This window comes from Anabaena sp. FACHB-83 (genome assembly GCF_014697485.1).
Lineage (GTDB): Bacteria > Cyanobacteriota > Cyanobacteriia > Cyanobacteriales > Nostocaceae > Nostoc_B.
On record NZ_JACJRY010000081.1, the window covers coordinates 1 to 17194 of the forward strand.

17 protein-coding genes are annotated in these 17194 nt (G+C 40.7%); 8 read left to right on the forward strand and 9 right to left on the reverse strand.

The features are described from left to right. A partial coding sequence (locus tag H6G79_RS34785) for a HEAT repeat domain-containing protein (RefSeq protein WP_191049419.1) occupies positions 1–735 on the forward strand: 735 nt, incomplete at its 5' end. Positions 736–835: 100 nt separating this feature from the next. Here the strand turns inward: H6G79_RS34785 and H6G79_RS34790 are convergent. The 5 genes from H6G79_RS34790 to H6G79_RS34810 form a co-directional block, all read right to left on the reverse strand. Further along, positions 836–1177, reverse strand: coding sequence for a XisI protein (locus H6G79_RS34790; protein ID WP_190594935.1), 342 nt, complete (start codon positions 1175–1177; stop codon positions 836–838). Further along, positions 1165–1581, reverse strand: a complete 417-nt coding sequence (locus H6G79_RS34795; RefSeq protein ID WP_190594934.1) for a XisH family protein — start codon at positions 1579–1581, stop codon at positions 1165–1167. Before H6G79_RS34795 ends, H6G79_RS34790 begins: the two co-directional genes overlap by 13 nt. A 52-nt stretch (positions 1582–1633) precedes the next feature. Then, positions 1634–4258, reverse strand: a complete 2625-nt coding sequence (gene acnB, locus H6G79_RS34800; RefSeq protein ID WP_190594933.1) for a bifunctional aconitate hydratase 2/2-methylisocitrate dehydratase — start codon at positions 4256–4258, stop codon at positions 1634–1636. 389 nt (positions 4259–4647) lie between these two features. Further along, a complete protein-coding gene (locus tag H6G79_RS34805; protein WP_190594932.1) occupies positions 4648–5592 on the reverse strand; it encodes a DUF4351 domain-containing protein in 945 nt (314 codons plus the stop codon). 130 nt (positions 5593–5722) lie between these two features. Further along, entirely contained in the window at positions 5723–6139 is a 417-nt protein-coding gene (locus tag H6G79_RS34810; protein ID WP_190594931.1) for a hypothetical protein, read from the reverse strand. Positions 6140–6777: 638 nt separating this feature from the next. Here H6G79_RS34810 and H6G79_RS34815 point away from each other — a divergent pair. Beyond that, positions 6778–7167 carry a four helix bundle protein gene (locus tag H6G79_RS34815; protein ID WP_313934719.1) on the forward strand — a complete coding sequence of 130 codons (390 nt, stop codon included), beginning with the start codon at positions 6778–6780 and terminating at the stop codon, positions 7165–7167. 125 nt (positions 7168–7292) lie between these two features. Here H6G79_RS34815 and H6G79_RS34820 read toward each other — a convergent pair whose 3' ends face one another. Beyond that, positions 7293–8306 carry a GUN4 domain-containing protein gene (locus tag H6G79_RS34820; protein ID WP_190594930.1) on the reverse strand — a complete coding sequence of 338 codons (1014 nt, stop codon included), beginning with the start codon at positions 8304–8306 and terminating at the stop codon, positions 7293–7295. 3 nt (positions 8307–8309) lie between these two features. Continuing rightward, positions 8310–8801, reverse strand: a complete 492-nt coding sequence (locus H6G79_RS34825; protein ID WP_190594929.1) for a hypothetical protein — start codon at positions 8799–8801, stop codon at positions 8310–8312. A 273-nt stretch (positions 8802–9074) separates the two neighbouring features. Here H6G79_RS34825 and H6G79_RS34830 point away from each other — a divergent pair, with 273 nt between their 5' ends. The 4 genes from H6G79_RS34830 to H6G79_RS34845 all read left to right on the forward strand — a co-directional run bounded on the left by H6G79_RS34830 (position 9075) and on the right by H6G79_RS34845 (position 11700). Beyond that, positions 9075–9395: a 2Fe-2S iron-sulfur cluster-binding protein gene (locus H6G79_RS34830; protein WP_190594928.1), complete on the forward strand. Its 321-nt coding sequence runs from the start codon at positions 9075–9077 to the stop codon at positions 9393–9395. A 105-nt stretch (positions 9396–9500) separates the two neighbouring features. Beyond that, complete coding sequence (locus H6G79_RS34835; protein WP_190594927.1) at positions 9501–9680, forward strand: hypothetical protein; 180 nt, start codon at positions 9501–9503, stop codon at positions 9678–9680. 313 nt (positions 9681–9993) lie between these two features. Next, positions 9994–11031, forward strand: coding sequence for a DUF3326 domain-containing protein (locus H6G79_RS34840; protein ID WP_190594926.1), 1038 nt, complete (start codon positions 9994–9996; stop codon positions 11029–11031). A gap of 87 nt (positions 11032–11118) precedes the next feature. Then, positions 11119–11700: a CPBP family intramembrane glutamic endopeptidase gene (locus H6G79_RS34845; protein ID WP_190594925.1), complete on the forward strand. Its 582-nt coding sequence runs from the start codon at positions 11119–11121 to the stop codon at positions 11698–11700. 74 nt (positions 11701–11774) lie between these two features. On the opposite strand, the gene purN is transcribed toward H6G79_RS34845, so the two are convergent. Next, on the reverse strand, positions 11775–12437 hold the full coding sequence (purN, locus tag H6G79_RS34850; RefSeq protein ID WP_190594924.1) for a phosphoribosylglycinamide formyltransferase: 663 nt from the start codon (positions 12435–12437) through the stop codon (positions 11775–11777). Positions 12438–12461: 24 nt separating this feature from the next. On the opposite strand from purN, the gene H6G79_RS34855 reads away from it, so the two are divergent. Further along, on the forward strand, positions 12462–13346 hold the full coding sequence (locus H6G79_RS34855) for a carbohydrate ABC transporter permease (protein ID WP_190594923.1): 885 nt from the start codon (positions 12462–12464) through the stop codon (positions 13344–13346). Positions 13347–13870: 524 nt separating this feature from the next. After that, positions 13871–14449 carry a pentapeptide repeat-containing protein gene (locus H6G79_RS34860; protein WP_190594922.1) on the forward strand — a complete coding sequence of 193 codons (579 nt, stop codon included), beginning with the start codon at positions 13871–13873 and terminating at the stop codon, positions 14447–14449. Positions 14450–14817: 368 nt separating this feature from the next. On the opposite strand, the gene H6G79_RS37580 is transcribed toward H6G79_RS34860, so the two are convergent. Then, the coding region (locus H6G79_RS37580) for a proprotein convertase P-domain-containing protein (RefSeq protein WP_191049420.1) at positions 14818–17194 on the reverse strand (2377 nt) is incomplete at its 5' end.

Sequence of the window (17194 nt, forward strand, 5' to 3'; positions counted from 1 at the left end):
GCCAAGCTGAATGATGCTGATAATGATGTGCAGCGAGCAGTAGCAACTGCATTAGGCGAAATTAAGGATACACGAGCAGTAGAACCCTTAATTGCCAAGCTGAATGATGCTGATAATGATGTGCAGCGAGCAGTAGCAAGGGCATTAGGCGAAATTAAGGATACACGAGCAGTAGAACCCTTAATTGCCAAGCTGAATGATGCTGACAACGATGTGCGGCAAGTAGTAGCAAGTGCATTGGGTGAAGTTAAGGATAAACGAGCAGTAGAACCTTTGATTGCCAAATTGAATGATGCTGATAACAATGTGCGGCAAGCTGTAGCAAGGGCATTGGGTGAAGTTAAGGATAAACGAGCAGTAGAACCTTTGATTGCCAAATTGAATGATGCTGATAACAATGTGCGGCAAGCTTTAGAGGAAGTACTAGTACAACTTGGAGAGCAGAAAATTATAAAAATGTTATTAGATAGATTGTCAAACTGTGATAATCAAAACATTAGTATAATGACTCTCAAGGCGTTATCTTGGACTTGCGACGATGAAATAGATCGCAAGCTGCTTTCTAGAGATGTTGATGCTTTTAACCCGTTTTTAGATCCTCAAGAAGAGATTGATGATGAACGAGTTAATTATGTTGCTGAACAATTAGAAATATCGGTTGAGGATGTGCGTAGCCGTTATCAAAAACTTGCCCAGCAGTTTCACTTAAAATTGAACTTTACTACAGCAATCTAGCGCCATTGATCGCAGTTTTATTTACTATACAAATTTTAGGCGATCGCAGTTTTGTTGACTATGAAAAGTTTTAGGCGATCGCAAATATTGTTTTGGTTGATTAAGCAACAGCAAACTCAGTTAATTTACGACTTTCTGGATCATGAAATGCTAAAACAATATCCTCTTTCGGTACGCCTTCTCTTAATAAATCAGTAGCGATTCCTTCTTCTGTCCAATCTTCCTCAATATAAATTTTCTCATTCTTAATGCGAACATAAACTGAAATTGCTTCGACTCTTTTATCATTTTTCCAGCCAATATTAAACCAAAGATATTGACTTCTTTGATCGTCGAACATTAATACTTCATCTATATCTGGATCTGGTACCTGTGATGAAATTCTGTCATACTCGGCAAGGATTTGTTTAATCAAATTTTGATAATGGGCTATTTTGTCCATTGAAAAATCTCCTGTTTATTGATATCAACAACTAAAAGTAAAACCTGATATTTTTGGATGATTAATTGAATAGCAACCTGTTGAAAGAACTGTTCATAAATCTTTTTACTAATTGCTAAATAAATTTTATAACTAGGGTTAGTAATATTAAGAAATGTTTGGTAAATTAAATACTGTCCTAACGCTGTTTCAAATTCACGCATATTAGAACGACCAAGAAAACTTTTAATTTCAATAACTATTAGTTCTCCTTCTCTTGTGGCAGAAATTGTTTTTTCTCCAGCTAAATCAGCAAGTAACTTAACTTCTTCATATCTAATGGGATAAGGATCAAAAGTAATCGTCCAACCATCCTTAATTAAAGCATTTTTTACAGCTTCATGGTAAGTATCTTTTGCTGCCATTTGACCCTGTTAGTAAGATTTAGGTGAGCCATGAAGACTCACCCTAATTAAACTATACCAACGAAGCTTGCTCCTCCTTAGAAATCACGCGCCCTTCATCCTCAAAACCGGCGATTTGATCAAAGTTCAAATACCGATATAAATTATCAGCAAAAGGATGAATCTTACTTGCCACAATATCAAGATATTCCTGTACTGTGGGAATGCGTCCTAATAACGCACAAACTGCGGCTAATTCGGCTGAACCTAAATACACTCTTGCGCCTTTACCCATACGATTATTGAAGTTGCGGGTAGAGGTGGAAAATACAGTTGTGCTATCAGCAACTCGCGCCTGATTTCCCATACATAAACTGCATCCAGGCATTTCTGTTCTTGCACCAGCCGCACCAAAAATGCTGTATACACCTTCTTCTTTTAATTGGTGTTCATCCATGCGGGTGGGTGGTGCTATCCACAGGCGAGTTTTGACTTCTCCTGCACCTTCCAAAACTTTGGCTGTGGCGCGATAATGACCGATGTTTGTCATACAAGAACCAAGGAATACTTCTTGTACTGGATCATTAGCAACTTCCGATAATAATTTAACATTATCGGGGTCGTTGGGAGCAGCCACAATTGGTTCTTTGATGTCGTTTAAATCAATTTCAATTATGGCTGCATACTCCGCGTCTGCATCGCCTTCTAGTAACACGGGGTTGGCTAACCATTCTTCCATTTTGGCGATACGGCGCAGGAGAGTGCGGGAGTCTTGATAACCCCGTGCAATCATGTTTTTCAGTAAAGCTACGTTGGAACGCAGATATTCGGCTACTGTCTCGACACTCAATTTAATAGTGGAACCAGCACAAGAACGTTCGGCGGTAGCATCGGTAAGTTCAAAGGCTTGTTCGACTTTTAAATCTGGTAAGCCTTCGATTTCCATGATGCGTCCAGAGAAGATGTTTTTCTTGTTTTCTTTCTCTGCTGTTAGCAAACCTTGTTGAATAGCGATATAAGGAATGGCGTTAACAATATCTCGCAGGGTAATTCCTGGTTGCAATTCGCCTTTGAATCTTACCAAAACTGATTCTGGCATATCTAAAGGCATGACACCCAAAGCACCAGCAAAGGCAACTAACCCGGAACCGGCGGGGAAGGATATTCCCAAGGGAAAGCGGGTGTGAGAGTCGCCACCTGTACCTACGGTGTCGGGTAACAGCATTCGGTTGAGCCAAGAGTGAATGATACCATCACCGGGACGCAAGGCAACACCAGCGCGGGAGGAGAAGAAATCTGGTAGTTCGTGGTGGGTTTTGATGTCTACTGGTTTGGGATAGGCGGCGGTATGACAGAAGGTTTGCAGCACTAAATCAGCACTGAAACCTAAACAAGCCAGTTCTTTGAGTTCGTCGCGGGTCATGGGGCCGGTGGTATCCTGGGAACCAACGGTAGTCATGATGGGTTCGCAGGATGTCCCTGGACGGACACCGGGTAAACCGCAAGCTTTACCGACAATTTTTTGAGCGAGGGTGTAGCCTTTACCTGTGTCTTCTGGTTGCTGGGGACGGATGAACAGAGTGCTGGGTTCTAAGCCTAATGCTTGGCGGGTTTTGTCGGTGAGGGTACGTCCGATAAGTAGGGGGATGCGTCCACCGGCGCGGACTTCATCGAGGATAGTGTCGGGTTTGAGAGTGAAGGTGGAAATAACTTCGCCGTCTTCGTTGGTAATTTCACCTCTGTAGGGATAGATGGTAATTACCATGCCGGTTTCAAGTTGGGTAACATCGCATTGTATGGGCAAAGCACCAGCATCTTCAGCAGTGTTGAAAAAGATAGGCGCGATCGCCCCACCTAAAATATAACCCCCAGCGCGTTTATTAGGAACAAAGGGGATATCTTGCCCTGTATGCCATAACACGGAGTTAATAGCAGACTTCCGTGATGAACCAGTCCCAACAACATCACCAACATAAGCCACAGGATGTCCTTTTTTCTTCAACTCAGCAATAGTTTCTAAGCTTCCTGGTTGCCGTGACTCTAACATTGCCAAGGCGTGGAGGGGAATATCTGGACGGGTGGTGGCGTGAGTGGCTGGGGATAAATCATCGGTGTTGGTTTCCCCAGGCACTTTAAAGACGGTGACGTTAATATATTCTGGGAGTTTGGGACGAACAGTAAACCATTCTGCTTCTGCCCAAGAGTTAATTACCCGTTTAGCGTAGGGGTTAGTTTTGGACAGTTCCAAAACATCATGAAAGGCATCATACACCAATAAGGTTTTGCTGAGGGCGGCGGCGGCATAGGCGGCGATGGGTTCTTTACCTTCACCACCCATGACTAGGGGTGTATCACCTTCTGATGGTTTGGTAGAAAATTGCAACAACTCAATTAAAGACTGCACATTATAACCGCCTACCATTGTCCCCAGTAATTCCACTGCTTCAATTGAGGAAATTAGGGGACTGGTGATTTCGCCTTTAGCAATACCTGTTAAGAATCCAGCTTTAACATAGGCGGCTGCATCTACGCCAGGGGGGATGCGATCGCGCAACAAATGTAATAATGTTTCTTCTTCACCCTTGGGCGGATTTTTCAGTAATTCACACAATTCTGAGGTTTGCTTCGCATCCAACGGTAAAGGGGGAATTCCTAATGCTGCCCTTTCGGCGACTTGTTGACGATATTCTTCTAGCATTGTTCTATTCTCCGTTGGGATGTTCTTCCCTTAATTATGAATTATTTTTAGGCAAGACTTGGCTATAAGAGTTTAGCCTATTTTATAGCTGAAAGCCTTACTGGTAATTGATCATCGATAATTTTGACTAATACTTAAATGATGGTTTTGCGTATTAGTTCTCATAGAAGATATTTTACTGAGTGCGATCGCTATTCTGCGGTGATGAATTTTTGTCTTGATGATAGAAAAGATGGGTTATCAATATACAAGACTAATATTTGATTTCTGAAATGTACGTAGGATGTGTTAGCGACAGCGTAACGCATTTATTACAAAGTTTTCGGTGCGTTACGGCTTACGCCTAACACACCCTACAAATACTGGTTTTCAATACATCTATTGATGACTTAACCTGAGTGTTGATTTAACCAAGTTTCTAAATCAGTAACACTAGAAAAATCTAGCAATGCTTCACCGAGATTTTCTAACTGTTCAATTGATAAGCTTCTAATTTGCTCAATTAATGATGCCTCAATTTCACCAAAACGGCGATTTAGTTGACGGAGTATTAATCCTTGTCCTTCTTCTTGTCTGCCTTCTTGTCTACCTTCTTGTCGTCCTTCTTGTCTGCCTTCTTGTCTGCCTTCTTGTTTGGCTTGTTCTCTGTCTCTTTGATATAGTGGTTCTAAACGCATGATTAACTCCCGATCATCTGCTTCTAGTTCTTGATTTAATCTTAAATTTTGGCGCAAGTTGTAAACTAATTCTAGGGTGGCTTGTTGGTAGGGATGATCTAATGGTAACGCTTGCAACTCAACAATTGCCTGTGACTGCACATTTCCTCTACCTAAAAGCCTCAGCCATAAAGTTTCCGGTGTTGCTGGTAATTGATGTATAGCGATAATTGCTGTCCGTAAGTTATCAGCCAGAAAATGTACTCCTGATATCCAGTCTTCTTTTTGAATAGTTCTAAAACCAGATAATTTAGTTTCAGATATGGTTGGAGTCAATACCCACAACTTAGGGATTTCTGAGTCTTGCAGTTTGGTTTTGTTAGTTTTTGCTTCTCGCCGCAGATAAGCTTTGACTTCTAATAATTTGAGTAGACAATCGCAAATTTCATCAGTAGAAGCTGGATTGCGGAAAGGTTCTATGATGGCAGGATTTTCGGCAAGCCTACCTAGTAAGCCTAGTATTTGTAAATTAGCGTTTTGCTGGGGAAAAGGAGTAAAGAAAACATCTATTTCTTTAATTTCTCCTGAGACTTTTTCTGAGGCTTTGACTTCCCCGTAGTTTTTTAAGAGTTCTTCAAGGTAGTCTTTAGCAAATTGATCATGTATGAACCGGGTCATTTTAAAATGGCGGAAGTTCTGTATTAATGCCCAGATTATATAGCAATACTGAACTATTTATGATGCTATAGATCCTCGACTTCTTTAAGAAGTCGGGGATCTGTAAAACTTGCATATTGGCTGACTGTCTTTAAATGTTACGCAAGGGTACTAAAGTGGTTACTGCATTTTCATCGGATGTTTTATCTGGGTTAGATTTTAAACGTGTTAATCTACTTTTGCGGACACGCTCGCTTTCTCTAATACCACCTGCTAGTTCATATTCATTGCTGTTTCTGCCGTACTTAAAACCAACTCCTGTCACCATTCTATCTGAAACTTGTTTTAAGGTTTTTTCCATTTCATCTAGCTTTTGTTTAGAAGAATCTATAACTGCTAGAGCAGAATTATAGTCCTCAAGCATTTTTTTAAATTGCTCAATTAATTCCGTTATGCTTTGCAAGTTATGAGTATCATCAAAATTAAGGTTTGGATCAATAGCTTTCATTCCAGCGACTCTAAACTGAGCTTTTTCTAAAATCTGGGAACTACGTTTTTTTCGAGGCATAATTTTGCTCTTTTAAAAGCTTTACAAAGCTATTTTGGCTTAGTTAACCTGAATTATAGTTCAGCAAAAAACACATTTTTTGTAGCACAAGTTTTTATTTATGTACGTGTTTTCTCTGAGTTTAATCACAGATGGCATTTTTACTGCATAGTTAAGAAGTTGTTTTAAAAGCGGTTGGTTGTGCTTCTCAGCACTTAAAGATCCCCCCAACCCCCCTTAAAAAGGGGGGCTAATAGTTTCTTAAAGTCCCCCTTTTTAAGGGGGATTTAGGGGGATCTAAAATGTTTGGCGACTAACATTAAGACTTTTAAAACATTTTATAACAGCGATCGCTTTAATTTTAAGCCTTAATGTTTTAACCTTGATCCTTAATGTTGTAACTTTGATGGCTAATATTGTAACTTTAAGGGTTAATATTGTAATTTTAAGGGTTAATATTGTAATTTTAAGGGTTAATATTGTAACTTTAAAGTTTAATGTTATAACATTAATGACTAAAGTTTGTTGGTGAGTGCATGATAACAAGCGTGGTATTCTTGCAATTCTTTCCATGTCTCGCCCAAAACCCAATTTACAATCAGGCTTTTCCTATCACATGCCCTGGCGGGAAGTCAAAAATCAAAAATCAAAAATAATACTTGAATTTTGATATATTTGTTAGCATGAGTCGTTATATCCCCATTCCTGATAGAGCATTTGAATTTGCTGTTAGGATAACAAAGCTTTGTTCTTATTTAGATAAACAACCAGGAACACCAAGATTATTAGCTGCTCAGTTGTTTAGATCAGGTACATCAATTGGTGCAAATATTGAAGAATCTCAGTCTGCTGAAAGCAATAGAGACTTTATCAGCAAGCAATCAATAGCACTTAAAGAAGCGAAAGAAACAAAATACTGGCTGAAGCTATTAATCAAATCAGAAATGATGACCGAGACACAAGTAAAAAGCCTTTTAGATGAATGCGAACAGTTAATTAAAATTATTGCTAAATCAATTGTGACTGCTAAAGCAAAGCTAGAGAAATAAACTTTTGACTTTTGACTTCCCCAAAGGGGTCGCCAGGTATCGGAATTATGAAATGTTGATTCTAGCGTACATCAAGGGCTTGTTATAAATCTTTAGAAATATTGAAAAGCTTTATAAGTTACACTTTACAAGTCTCGATGCGAGAGAAGAGACCCTACAAAAAAGACCCCCGCCAACCCACGCTTCACGAACCCATGTAAATCCACCCAGATCGACCCCCTACGAGATCGGAGAACAGGGAGGTGTCCTCTAGGAGAAGAAGTGTCAAAAGTTACAATATCGTAATTAATCCAGCTACTTTTCACTCTCCATCCTACGCGATCGCCAAATTTCTCCCAGGCTTCTTTGTAATACTTGCCGTCAGCTTTACCACCTAGGCTCAAGTAAATTTCTTTTTGAACCCTGAAGCCAAAATGTCCATTGCTGTATTTTACCCACAAGCGGTCAATTGTGCGTAAGTCAGTGCAAGGAAAATTTAAGAGTTCGTCTGAGTTGAAGTAGTCGCCATCTTTTTTACCTATTGCTTTAATCATCACCAGATAAGTTTCTTTATCGGCTTCTTTCCAGTTTTTTGCTGCTAGTAAGTCGCGCAGTCTGGTGTAGTTTATGCCTTTTTCTGAGGCTAGGTCGTCTTTTTCAGGCTCAGGGGTTTTTGGTGGTGTAGGCTGAACTACAGGGGGTGTATCCAGAACTTGAATTACTGGTGCTTTAATTTCTGTTGCTCCACCTTTAATACTTCTGATCAAATCATCTAAGGCATCTTCATCATTTGCTTTAGTGAATTGAATCCAACGCCATTGCTTTAAATACCATAGCTCTTGAGGTACATTGCTCACCCCAGGAAGTAAAACAGGAATGACACGAAAATTTTGTGATTGTCTTTCCAAAAAAGAGTGTATTACTGTATCTAATTCCAGATTTGCCTGAAAGTTTCCCAAACCATTTTTTCCAATAAAAAAAGCACCTGTTTTAGAAAGGGAAATTCCATTAAAAACAGCTTGTATAATTTTGTCTCCCCCAAGAATTTGCTCTTTATCTAACCACGGGTTTAAACCTTTCTGCTTTAAATGTCGAGCAATTTCTATAATCAGGGGTTTATCTAAACTATTGTGAGCTAAAAACACATCAAACTCTTCCACCTATCACTCCTCTACACCCGCAATAGTCGCCAACGCCTGAGCATACTGTTCTAAACCCACGCGCAAAGCCTCTAACTCCTGTCGCGCCGTTGCTTCCTCAGACCAACTCTGTTCATGTTCTCTAGGACTCACTCCCACAGGTTTTCTAGCTTCCCACGCTTGCAATAACGGATGCCATTTTGACAAAAACGGTCTTAACCCATTATTTAACACTGCAATGGCAATTCCTCCCACAGAATCCCGACTAGCACCCACATCCGGCCCCGCAGCTTTGAGAATTTCGCGGGTTGTGGCAAATAAACTATAAAGAGAGTTCATTGCTTCCCGCACTAAACCTTGTTCCATTTGTAATGGTTGCACAGCAATGCGCGTCACTAACTCCACATACAGCGACCAAGCTGCCCTTTGTTCTGTGGTGTTAACTTTCCAAGACATGGAACCAATGCCAAAAGGTAGACTTAAAGAGACAGTTTCTAAGGAAACGCGATCGCGCATAACTATAACTAAGGAAATTTAACTATATTTAGTGAATATTATAGTAATTGATGAAACTCTTCTACCAAAGCCTTGCTCATAACCATCAAAAATATATATTGCGCGATCGCTCAATTAAAATGTGCATGTTAAAAAGCAAAAGTTTTATTTCACGCAAGGCGCAAAGAGTTATAAAAAGTTGGGCAAAGTCAAAAGTTTATTGAATATCTGCAATAATATTAAACAATTCCGATATAATAATAAATTTGTCTATTGCACTCATTTTTTGAGTATATGTCCAAAACCTACACCGTAGAACTGCTGCACCAAGGCAAAGTTCATACTCTGCAAGTTCCTGAAAACGAAACTATTTTATCAGTAGCTGAAGCTGCTGGTCTTGGTTTACCTGCTTCTTGTCATGCAGGTGTATGTACAACTTGCGCCGCGCAAATTACCGAAGGAACTGTAGATCAGACTGATGGTATGGGCGTTAGTCTAGAATTACAAAAACAAGGTTACACATTACTTTGTGTCGCTTATCCCCGTTCTGATTTGAAAATTGAGACTGAAAAAGAAGAAATAGTTTATCAGTTGCAATTTGGCAAAGACCAATAAAGTATGAAGTGTGAAGTCTGAAGGATAAAATTTCATACTTCATACTTCATAATTCATACTTCATTCCGCTATTCTAGAAACAATTAATAAAAAGGATGAACGGCGATGACTACTCATTTTATTACCGCAGAAATTGACATTCAAGAAACTCCTACTGAGTTGCAAAAAACAATTGAAGCTGAGTTGAAAAAACAAGGTGAACCTCTGCGTTGGGCAATTACATCTGTGGATGAAGCACAGCAGAAAGTTGCTGTTGAAGCAGTTGTTACTACAAGTGCTGAGTAAAAGCTGCATAGAAAACTCTCAATTTTCATGTTCAATCACATCCCGCCTAGAACTAAAGTTTCAGGCTCATAGTCAAAGTCCACTCAAGTGGACTGAAATACATTTTTAGTTGAGTCATCTTGAGATGACTTGCGCTATGAGACTCGGAATTCATTCTGAGGCGGGATAGATGCGCTACACAAATATTTCTTAAAGCTTTCAAAATGTCCTAAAATATCTGACTACCTTATATATGACTCAGTGAAACCTAACAAAACTGTGATGTTGGGTTTCGCTATCGCTTCACCCAACCTACATCTACTCAGCACTTACAATGCGTCCTTACACTGCGATTTTAATTGTACCTACTGGCGTTGGGGCGGCGATTGGGGGATATGCGGGTGATGCTATACCTGTTGCTCGAACTTTAGCACAGGTTTGCGATCGCCTGATTACTCACCCCAATGTTCTCAACGGCGCAAGTTTATATTGGAATATCCCCAACGCATTTTATGTGGAAGGTTACGGGTTAGATAAATTTGCGGCTGGTGATTGGGGTTTACGTCCAGTCCGCAATAATAAAGTAGGTTTGCTTTTAGACCAAGGTATTGAACCAGATTTATTACTGCGTCACTTGCAAGCTGCTGATGCAGCTAGGGCAACCCTGGGATTAACGATTACAGATTATGTAATTACTGATGCTCCATTAAATGTAGAATTACGCACATCAGCATCGGGGGCAAGTTGGGGAACCATTGGCAACCCAGATAGTTTACTGCGGGGTGCGGAAAAACTCATACAAAAAACTGGGGCAGAAGCGATCGCAGTTGTCGCCCGTTTCCCCGATAATATGGATGAAGATGCTGTACAAAATTATCTCCAAGGCAAAGGCGTAGACATAATAGCCGGCGCAGAAGCCGTAATTAGTCATTTATTAGTTAGACATTTGCAAATTCCCTGCGCCCATTCACCAGCCCTCGCCAGCGCCCCTCCTTACCGCGATTTATCTCCTCGTTCCGCCGCCGAAGAATTAGGTTATACTTTTTTACCAAGCGTACTTGTAGGTTTAAGTCGCGCCCCGCAATTTATTGTCGAGAAACAATTATTTACATCTTGTCACGATGATATTTGGGCTGATCATATAGATGCTGCGATAGTGCCTGCAAACGCTTGTGGTAGCAGTGCTTTACTCAGTTTAAGTCAAAGCCAATGCCAAATAATTACCGTCAGAGATAATCAAACCCAAATCCAAGTTCCAGCCCAACCTTTAGGAATCAAATCCATCCAGGTAAACTCATATTTAGAGGCAATTGGTGTATTAGTAGCCCTCAAAGCCGGCATTAATCCCCATGCCTTAGTTAATGGTCAATAATCTTCTCCCCCTTGTCTCCCTTGTCTCCCTTGTCTCCCCTCTCTCCCCTCTCTCCCCTCTCTCCCTGAACTCCCTCCCTAAACTCCCGTGGTAGAACAACAAAAACAAGACCCTGAAATTCCCTATTTAACCCGTACCCAAGTGCTGATAGCAATGGGTGTAACAGCAATTCTGTTGTGGACAGTTGCCAAAGTCTGGTTACGCTTTGGTGGCGTTTATTTATTCAAGTGGGAATGGAACCCAATAGATTTCTGTTGGGGAATAGGTGTAGGCTTTATCATCACCTCTTTAAGTGGTTTAGCTTATCGCTTATGGCCTGTTTATCGTCAAAGCGCGGATTATTATTTAGAACTAGTCTTAAGACCTTTAGCTTGGCCTGACTTAATTTGGTTGGGTTTACTACCTGGTTTAAGTGAAGAATTATTATTTCGTGGTGTAATGCTGCCGGCTTTAGGCTTAGACCATGTGGCAGTCATTGTCTCTAGCCTTTGCTTTGGAGTTTTACACCTCAGTGGTTCGCAACAATGGCCTTATGTAATGTGGGCAACTGTGATTGGATTGATTTTAGGATATAGCGCCTTATTGAGTGGCAATTTGTTAGTCCCAATTGTTGCCCATATTATGACCAATTGGATTTCCAGCTATTTTTGGAAAACGCAGCAACGTTAAATCTGTGGTTAGTTACTCAACAATGTTTTAGCCCCTCTCCGTGTCGGAGAGGGGTTGGGGAGAGGTTAATTATTTTAGGAAAGTATCAGGTTGGTTTGGAGCGTATTTGCTGCGATCGCAATTGCCTGTGGTAAAATGCGATGTTCTTGAATTTGAATCCGGGCATGGAGTGTTTCTGGTGTATCATCCGGTAACACAGGCACAGCCGCTTGCATTAATATCGGGCCACTGTCAACTTCTAAACAAACCAAATGCACTGTACAGCCAGTAATTGTTACCTTTGCTTGCAAAGCTTGTTCTACTGCATGAATTCCCTTAAAACTTGGTAACAAACTCGGATGAATATTAATAATTCTGTTAGGAAAAGCATCAATTAACACCGATGTTACCAGCCGCATCCAGCCAGCCAAAATTACCAAATCAACATCATACTGACGCAAAGTCTGGACAATTTGTTGATCTAAAGTTTCTCGCTTTTTATATTCGCGGTGGTTTAATAAAACAGTTTCAACACCACGGTTAGCCGCCCGTGTTGCTGCTTTCGCCCCTGGATTATTGTAAATTAGAACTGGAATTTGGGCATTAATTTGGCCATTGTCCATAGCTTGAGCAATTGCTTCAAAATTGCTACCATTCCCAGAAGCTAGAATGCCAAGCTTAATTGGAGTATCACTAAATGGTAGTCCGCTAATATGGGGAGAAACCAAGCTAAAACTAGAATCAGGGCGAAAGGTCATAACAGCAACAAGGAAAATGAATAGATGCCAAAGATATATACTAATAAATCATGGTTAGATAATGATACATTTGCCGCTTGGACTTTTCTTGCACCCGCATTAATTTTATTAGGAATTTTTGTAATTTGGCCGATCGCCTATTTGTTTTACCTGAGCTTCACTGCTGGTAGTTTTACATCCACAGGTACTTATTGGGTAGGGTTAAAAAACTACTGGCGTTTGTTACTTAACCCTGATTTTTGGCAAGTTTTAGGCAACACAATTTATTTTACCCTGGCTACAGTCATCCCCAGCTTAATTATTCCTTTGGGGTTGGCAGTATTATTAAATCGTTCTCTAGCTTTGCGAGGAATTTTAAGAAGTGCCTACTTTTTACCTTCTATTATTTCTCTCGTCGCGGCTGGTTTAGGGTTTCGCTGGTTATTTCAAACCACTGGCCCTGTCAACGCACTTTTAAATTTATTTGGTATTGCACCCATTTCCTGGCTAGGAGATACCTTTTGGGCAATGCCTGTGTTAATTATCTTAAGTATTTGGAAACAATTAGGGTTTAATATGGTTGTTTTTTTAGCTGGGTTGCAAGCAATTCCTCCCAGTCGCTATGAAGCAGCCGAATTAGATGGTGCAAATGCTTGGCAACAATTTTGGTATGTAACTTTACCAGGATTACGCCCTACTGTAATTTTCGCCACCATCACCACAGCAATTTTCACATTACGGAGTTTTGAACAAGTTTACGTTATTACTGGCGGCGGCCCTTTAAATTCTACTAATTTATTGGTTTACTACATTTATCAAGAAGCCTTTGGTCAATTTGATTTTGGTTATGCGGCGGCGGCGGCGACAGTTTTATTAGCTGTAACTTTAGTTTTAGTGTATTTCCAATTACAAACTTGGGACGAAGAATAGTTATTTTAGGCGTTCCATAAATGCGGGATGAATTAAGCATTTTTAGCAAGGTTAACTATCGATGTTTCGCGCCTTTGCGCGGCAGTCGCTTCAAGTCGGGAAACCCGCCCAACGCGCTGCCTTGCCTTTGCGCGAAACAAAAAACATCCCTCTAATCCAATACGGTTCAGTTAAGAAAATAAATTAACTGCTACACATAAAACAGAACTATTTTTTGGAGGGGGTTTGGGGGACGCAACCGTCTCCCAATCGGGGGTTTGGGGGATTCTCCCCCAAGTCTTGGTTCTTCTGAAATCGATAAGCTGACAACGTTAACTGAACCGTATTGGGGGATATTTTATGATTATTTCCTGACTTATGTCAGCATTTTTTGTTGTGAGAAACACATTTTTAGGCTACTTTACGTCAATTATCCAAATATTCTTTATTTATCATTCAGCGAATTATCTTGATTGGTGTAATCTCGATATACAGTAACTCTCACAATTGAGCTTTGCAATTATTGACACTCTGAGGTGAGTAACATGAGATTAATTTCTAGCCAAATTCCAGAAAAATCTGGTCAACAGCAGGATTTCAGTGGACGTGATTTGCAAGGAATTGATTTAAGTGGTGCTAACTTGCGGGGAGTAAATTTAAGCGGTGCTAATTTAGCTGGTGCAAACTTAACTGGTGCAGACTTAAGTGAAGCAGATTTAACCCAAGTTAATTTGAGTAATGCTGATTTAAGTTATGCTAATTTGTGTGAGTCTTGCTTGTGGCGATCGCAATGTACTCACAGTAACTTTTGGGGTGCTTCTTTGTGTGGTGTAGATTTCACCGAAGCAGACTTGAGTTATGCCCAATTCATTGAAGCCTCATTAATAGAAGCTAAATTAATCAGAGCAAATTTGCAAGCAGCTAGTTTATCTGGTGCCATATTACTAGAGGCTAATTTAACCGAAGCAAATTTACATAGTGCAGACTTGACATGGACTAATTTAACTAAAGCCAACTTATTAAACGCCAATCTTTGGGAAACAAAAATCATCTATAGCAAACTCCACCATACAATTATGCCTGAAGGCACAATTTATAAACCGGAAATCATGATTATTAATTAAATTTTTGAAAGATATAGCCTTTACTAGTACAGGTCGGCGGAAATAAACAGACTACACTTCGGCTACTTCGGCTGCGCTCAGTACAAGTACGCTCAGTGACCATAAGAAATTGCTAAAAAGCTTGTGGTATCGTTATTCTTTCTTTTTCCTTTTGCCTTGCTGTACTAGTCTGCTGAGGTACAAATTTATCTTACTATCAATCTGGTGTAGGACTTACCCATAAAAACGAGAAATCAAGAGTTTTGGGAAAGGTTTAGGGGTATGGGGGCGTATATATCCAAAACCCTTACAATCCCATACTCCTAAACCCCTACACCCAGTCTCCACAAACAATCTTTGTGGGTAAGTCCTAAAGTGATGAAAAATCCTTAAGTATTAACGAAAATATCTGCATTGGTTAAAGACAATCCAGCACTGAGTGTAGCAAATTGGATTCTGGCGATCGCACCTGAGCCATCTTGGTCAAAGAATAACCCACCTGTTGTATTGTTGTAAATAAATCGCTGACTAGCTGTAGTCGCTGCTGTACCTATGATAAATTGACTAGCTGTAATCGCTGCACCCGCAACTAAGCCGCCACCAAAGCCAGCCGCAGATACGGCGATAGTATCATCAACTACGTTAAAATCAGTAATTCTATCAATGCCTTCTGTCGAAGAGTTAAAAGTAAAGCGATCGCGCCCCGCACCGCCGGTCAGTGTATCATTACCAGTACCGCCAATGAGGTTATCATTGCCATTACCCCCCAACAGAGTATCAACACCCGCACCACCGTTAACAATATCGTTCCCATCTCCACCATTCAAGGTGTTATTGCCACTATTACCAGTAATTGTATTGTTGTAAAAATTGCCAGTACCATTAATGGCAGATGTGCCTGTGAGCGTCAAATTTTCTACACCATTGCCCAGAGTGTAGCTAATAGATGACTGCACTGTATCTATGCCTTGGTTAGCATTTTCAGAAACGAAATCGCCTGTACTGTCAACAACATAGATATCGTTACCAGCACCACCAATCAGCGTATCATTGCCAGTACCACCATTGAGCGTATCATTACCAGCACCGCCAGTCAGGATATCATTACCAGCATCACCATTCAGGATATTGTTGCCATTGTTGCCGGAAATGGTGTTGTTAAGACTGTTACCTGTACCATTGATTGCAGATGTGCCTGTGAGACTTAAATTCTCGACATTCGCACCCAGGGTATAACTCACAGATGATTGAACTTTGTCAGTCCCTTCATTAGCGTTTTCAATGACGACATCCCCAGTAGCATTAACTATATATGTGTCATTACCTCTGCCACCCCTGAGAGTATCGTTCCCGGCTCCACCATCGAGAATATCGTTACCTCTGCCACCAGACAAAATATTAGCAGCACTATTGCCAATAATTGTATCGTCGCCATCGCCAGTAAAGGCATTTTCGATGGTAGTTCCTGTACTAATGGTTAAGTTGGTTTCACTGAGGATACTTGTAGCGCCTGGATTCAGATTCAGGTAAGAGTCGTAAGTAATCGCCGCCGCATTAATCGTATCTATACCAGAAGTGTCAGTTAGTGTGGTTGTCCCATAAAAACCATACTCATCGGTGTAGAAATAAGTGTCGTTGACAGTATCTGTATCCCCATATAAACGCAAATTCCAACTATTAAGGATGCCAATATCTGTAGGGCCTAAATCCCGGATTCTCAATGTCCATTCACCAGCACTGCTTTCTCCCCAATGTTGGCTACTAGAAAGCCGAAATACGATATTATCTCTATCGTCCTCCTGATTACCAGGTCGGTTAACCAAAGTACTAACAATACCGCTTGGAGAAATCAGATCAACAACCAAATCACCCCGATAAGGATGAGTCAGATTCAAGTCTACTTCCACCCAATCAATCTCTAAACCAGCCGCGACTGTTAAGGTGCTACTAATGCCTGTGTCATCATTATCTGGAATCGTCAAACCTAAATTACCAGAACTGTAAGAAAGAGACTGCTCATTACTAAATACACTTTGCTTTTGCCAAGTTTCTGCCAAACGTACAGCAGCATGAGCATCCACTAAACCAAATCCATAGTCGTGGCTGACATGTAAACCTCCTCCATTCAAATTGTTAGCGCCATTAATTTGCCAAACGTAATCCCCACCTTGGTTATAGAAATCGTTTTGACGAGCAGAATAGGCCAGAATTTCTTGGATGTCTCGATAACCTAAATTGCGATTGGCTTCTAGGATGAGCGCAACTACCCCAGAAACCTGCGGTGCAGCTGCGGAAGTGCCATTAAAACTATAGGTGTAGTCTCCATAGTCATAGCCTTCAAATCCTTGACGATCTGTGGTGACAATGCTTCCAAAACTCCCACTACCGAAAGCCGAAACCAGAATAGATGCACCAGGAGTACTGTAGGAACTAGCAAAGCCATTATGATCAAGTGCCGCTACAGTAATGACTTGGCGAGAGTTGGTATAGTTTGAGTAATTTGTATTCAAACCGCCCTCACGGCTATTTCCAGCCGCAAATACTATTGCAGTTCCTAAGCCATTACGTCCAAATTGAGCCGCATCTTTAATAGCTTGTCCTGCTTGAGTTAATAATGGATTGTTAAAATCAGCTGCAAAAGCTACTGTAGCACCCCAACTATTGTTAGCCACATCAACATTGCGTAATCGCTGCAACGCCCGAATCGTGCTGTTGATATCTGAGTAAGAAAACCGGAAGGAAGCCAGGGTAGAACCATAAGCTACA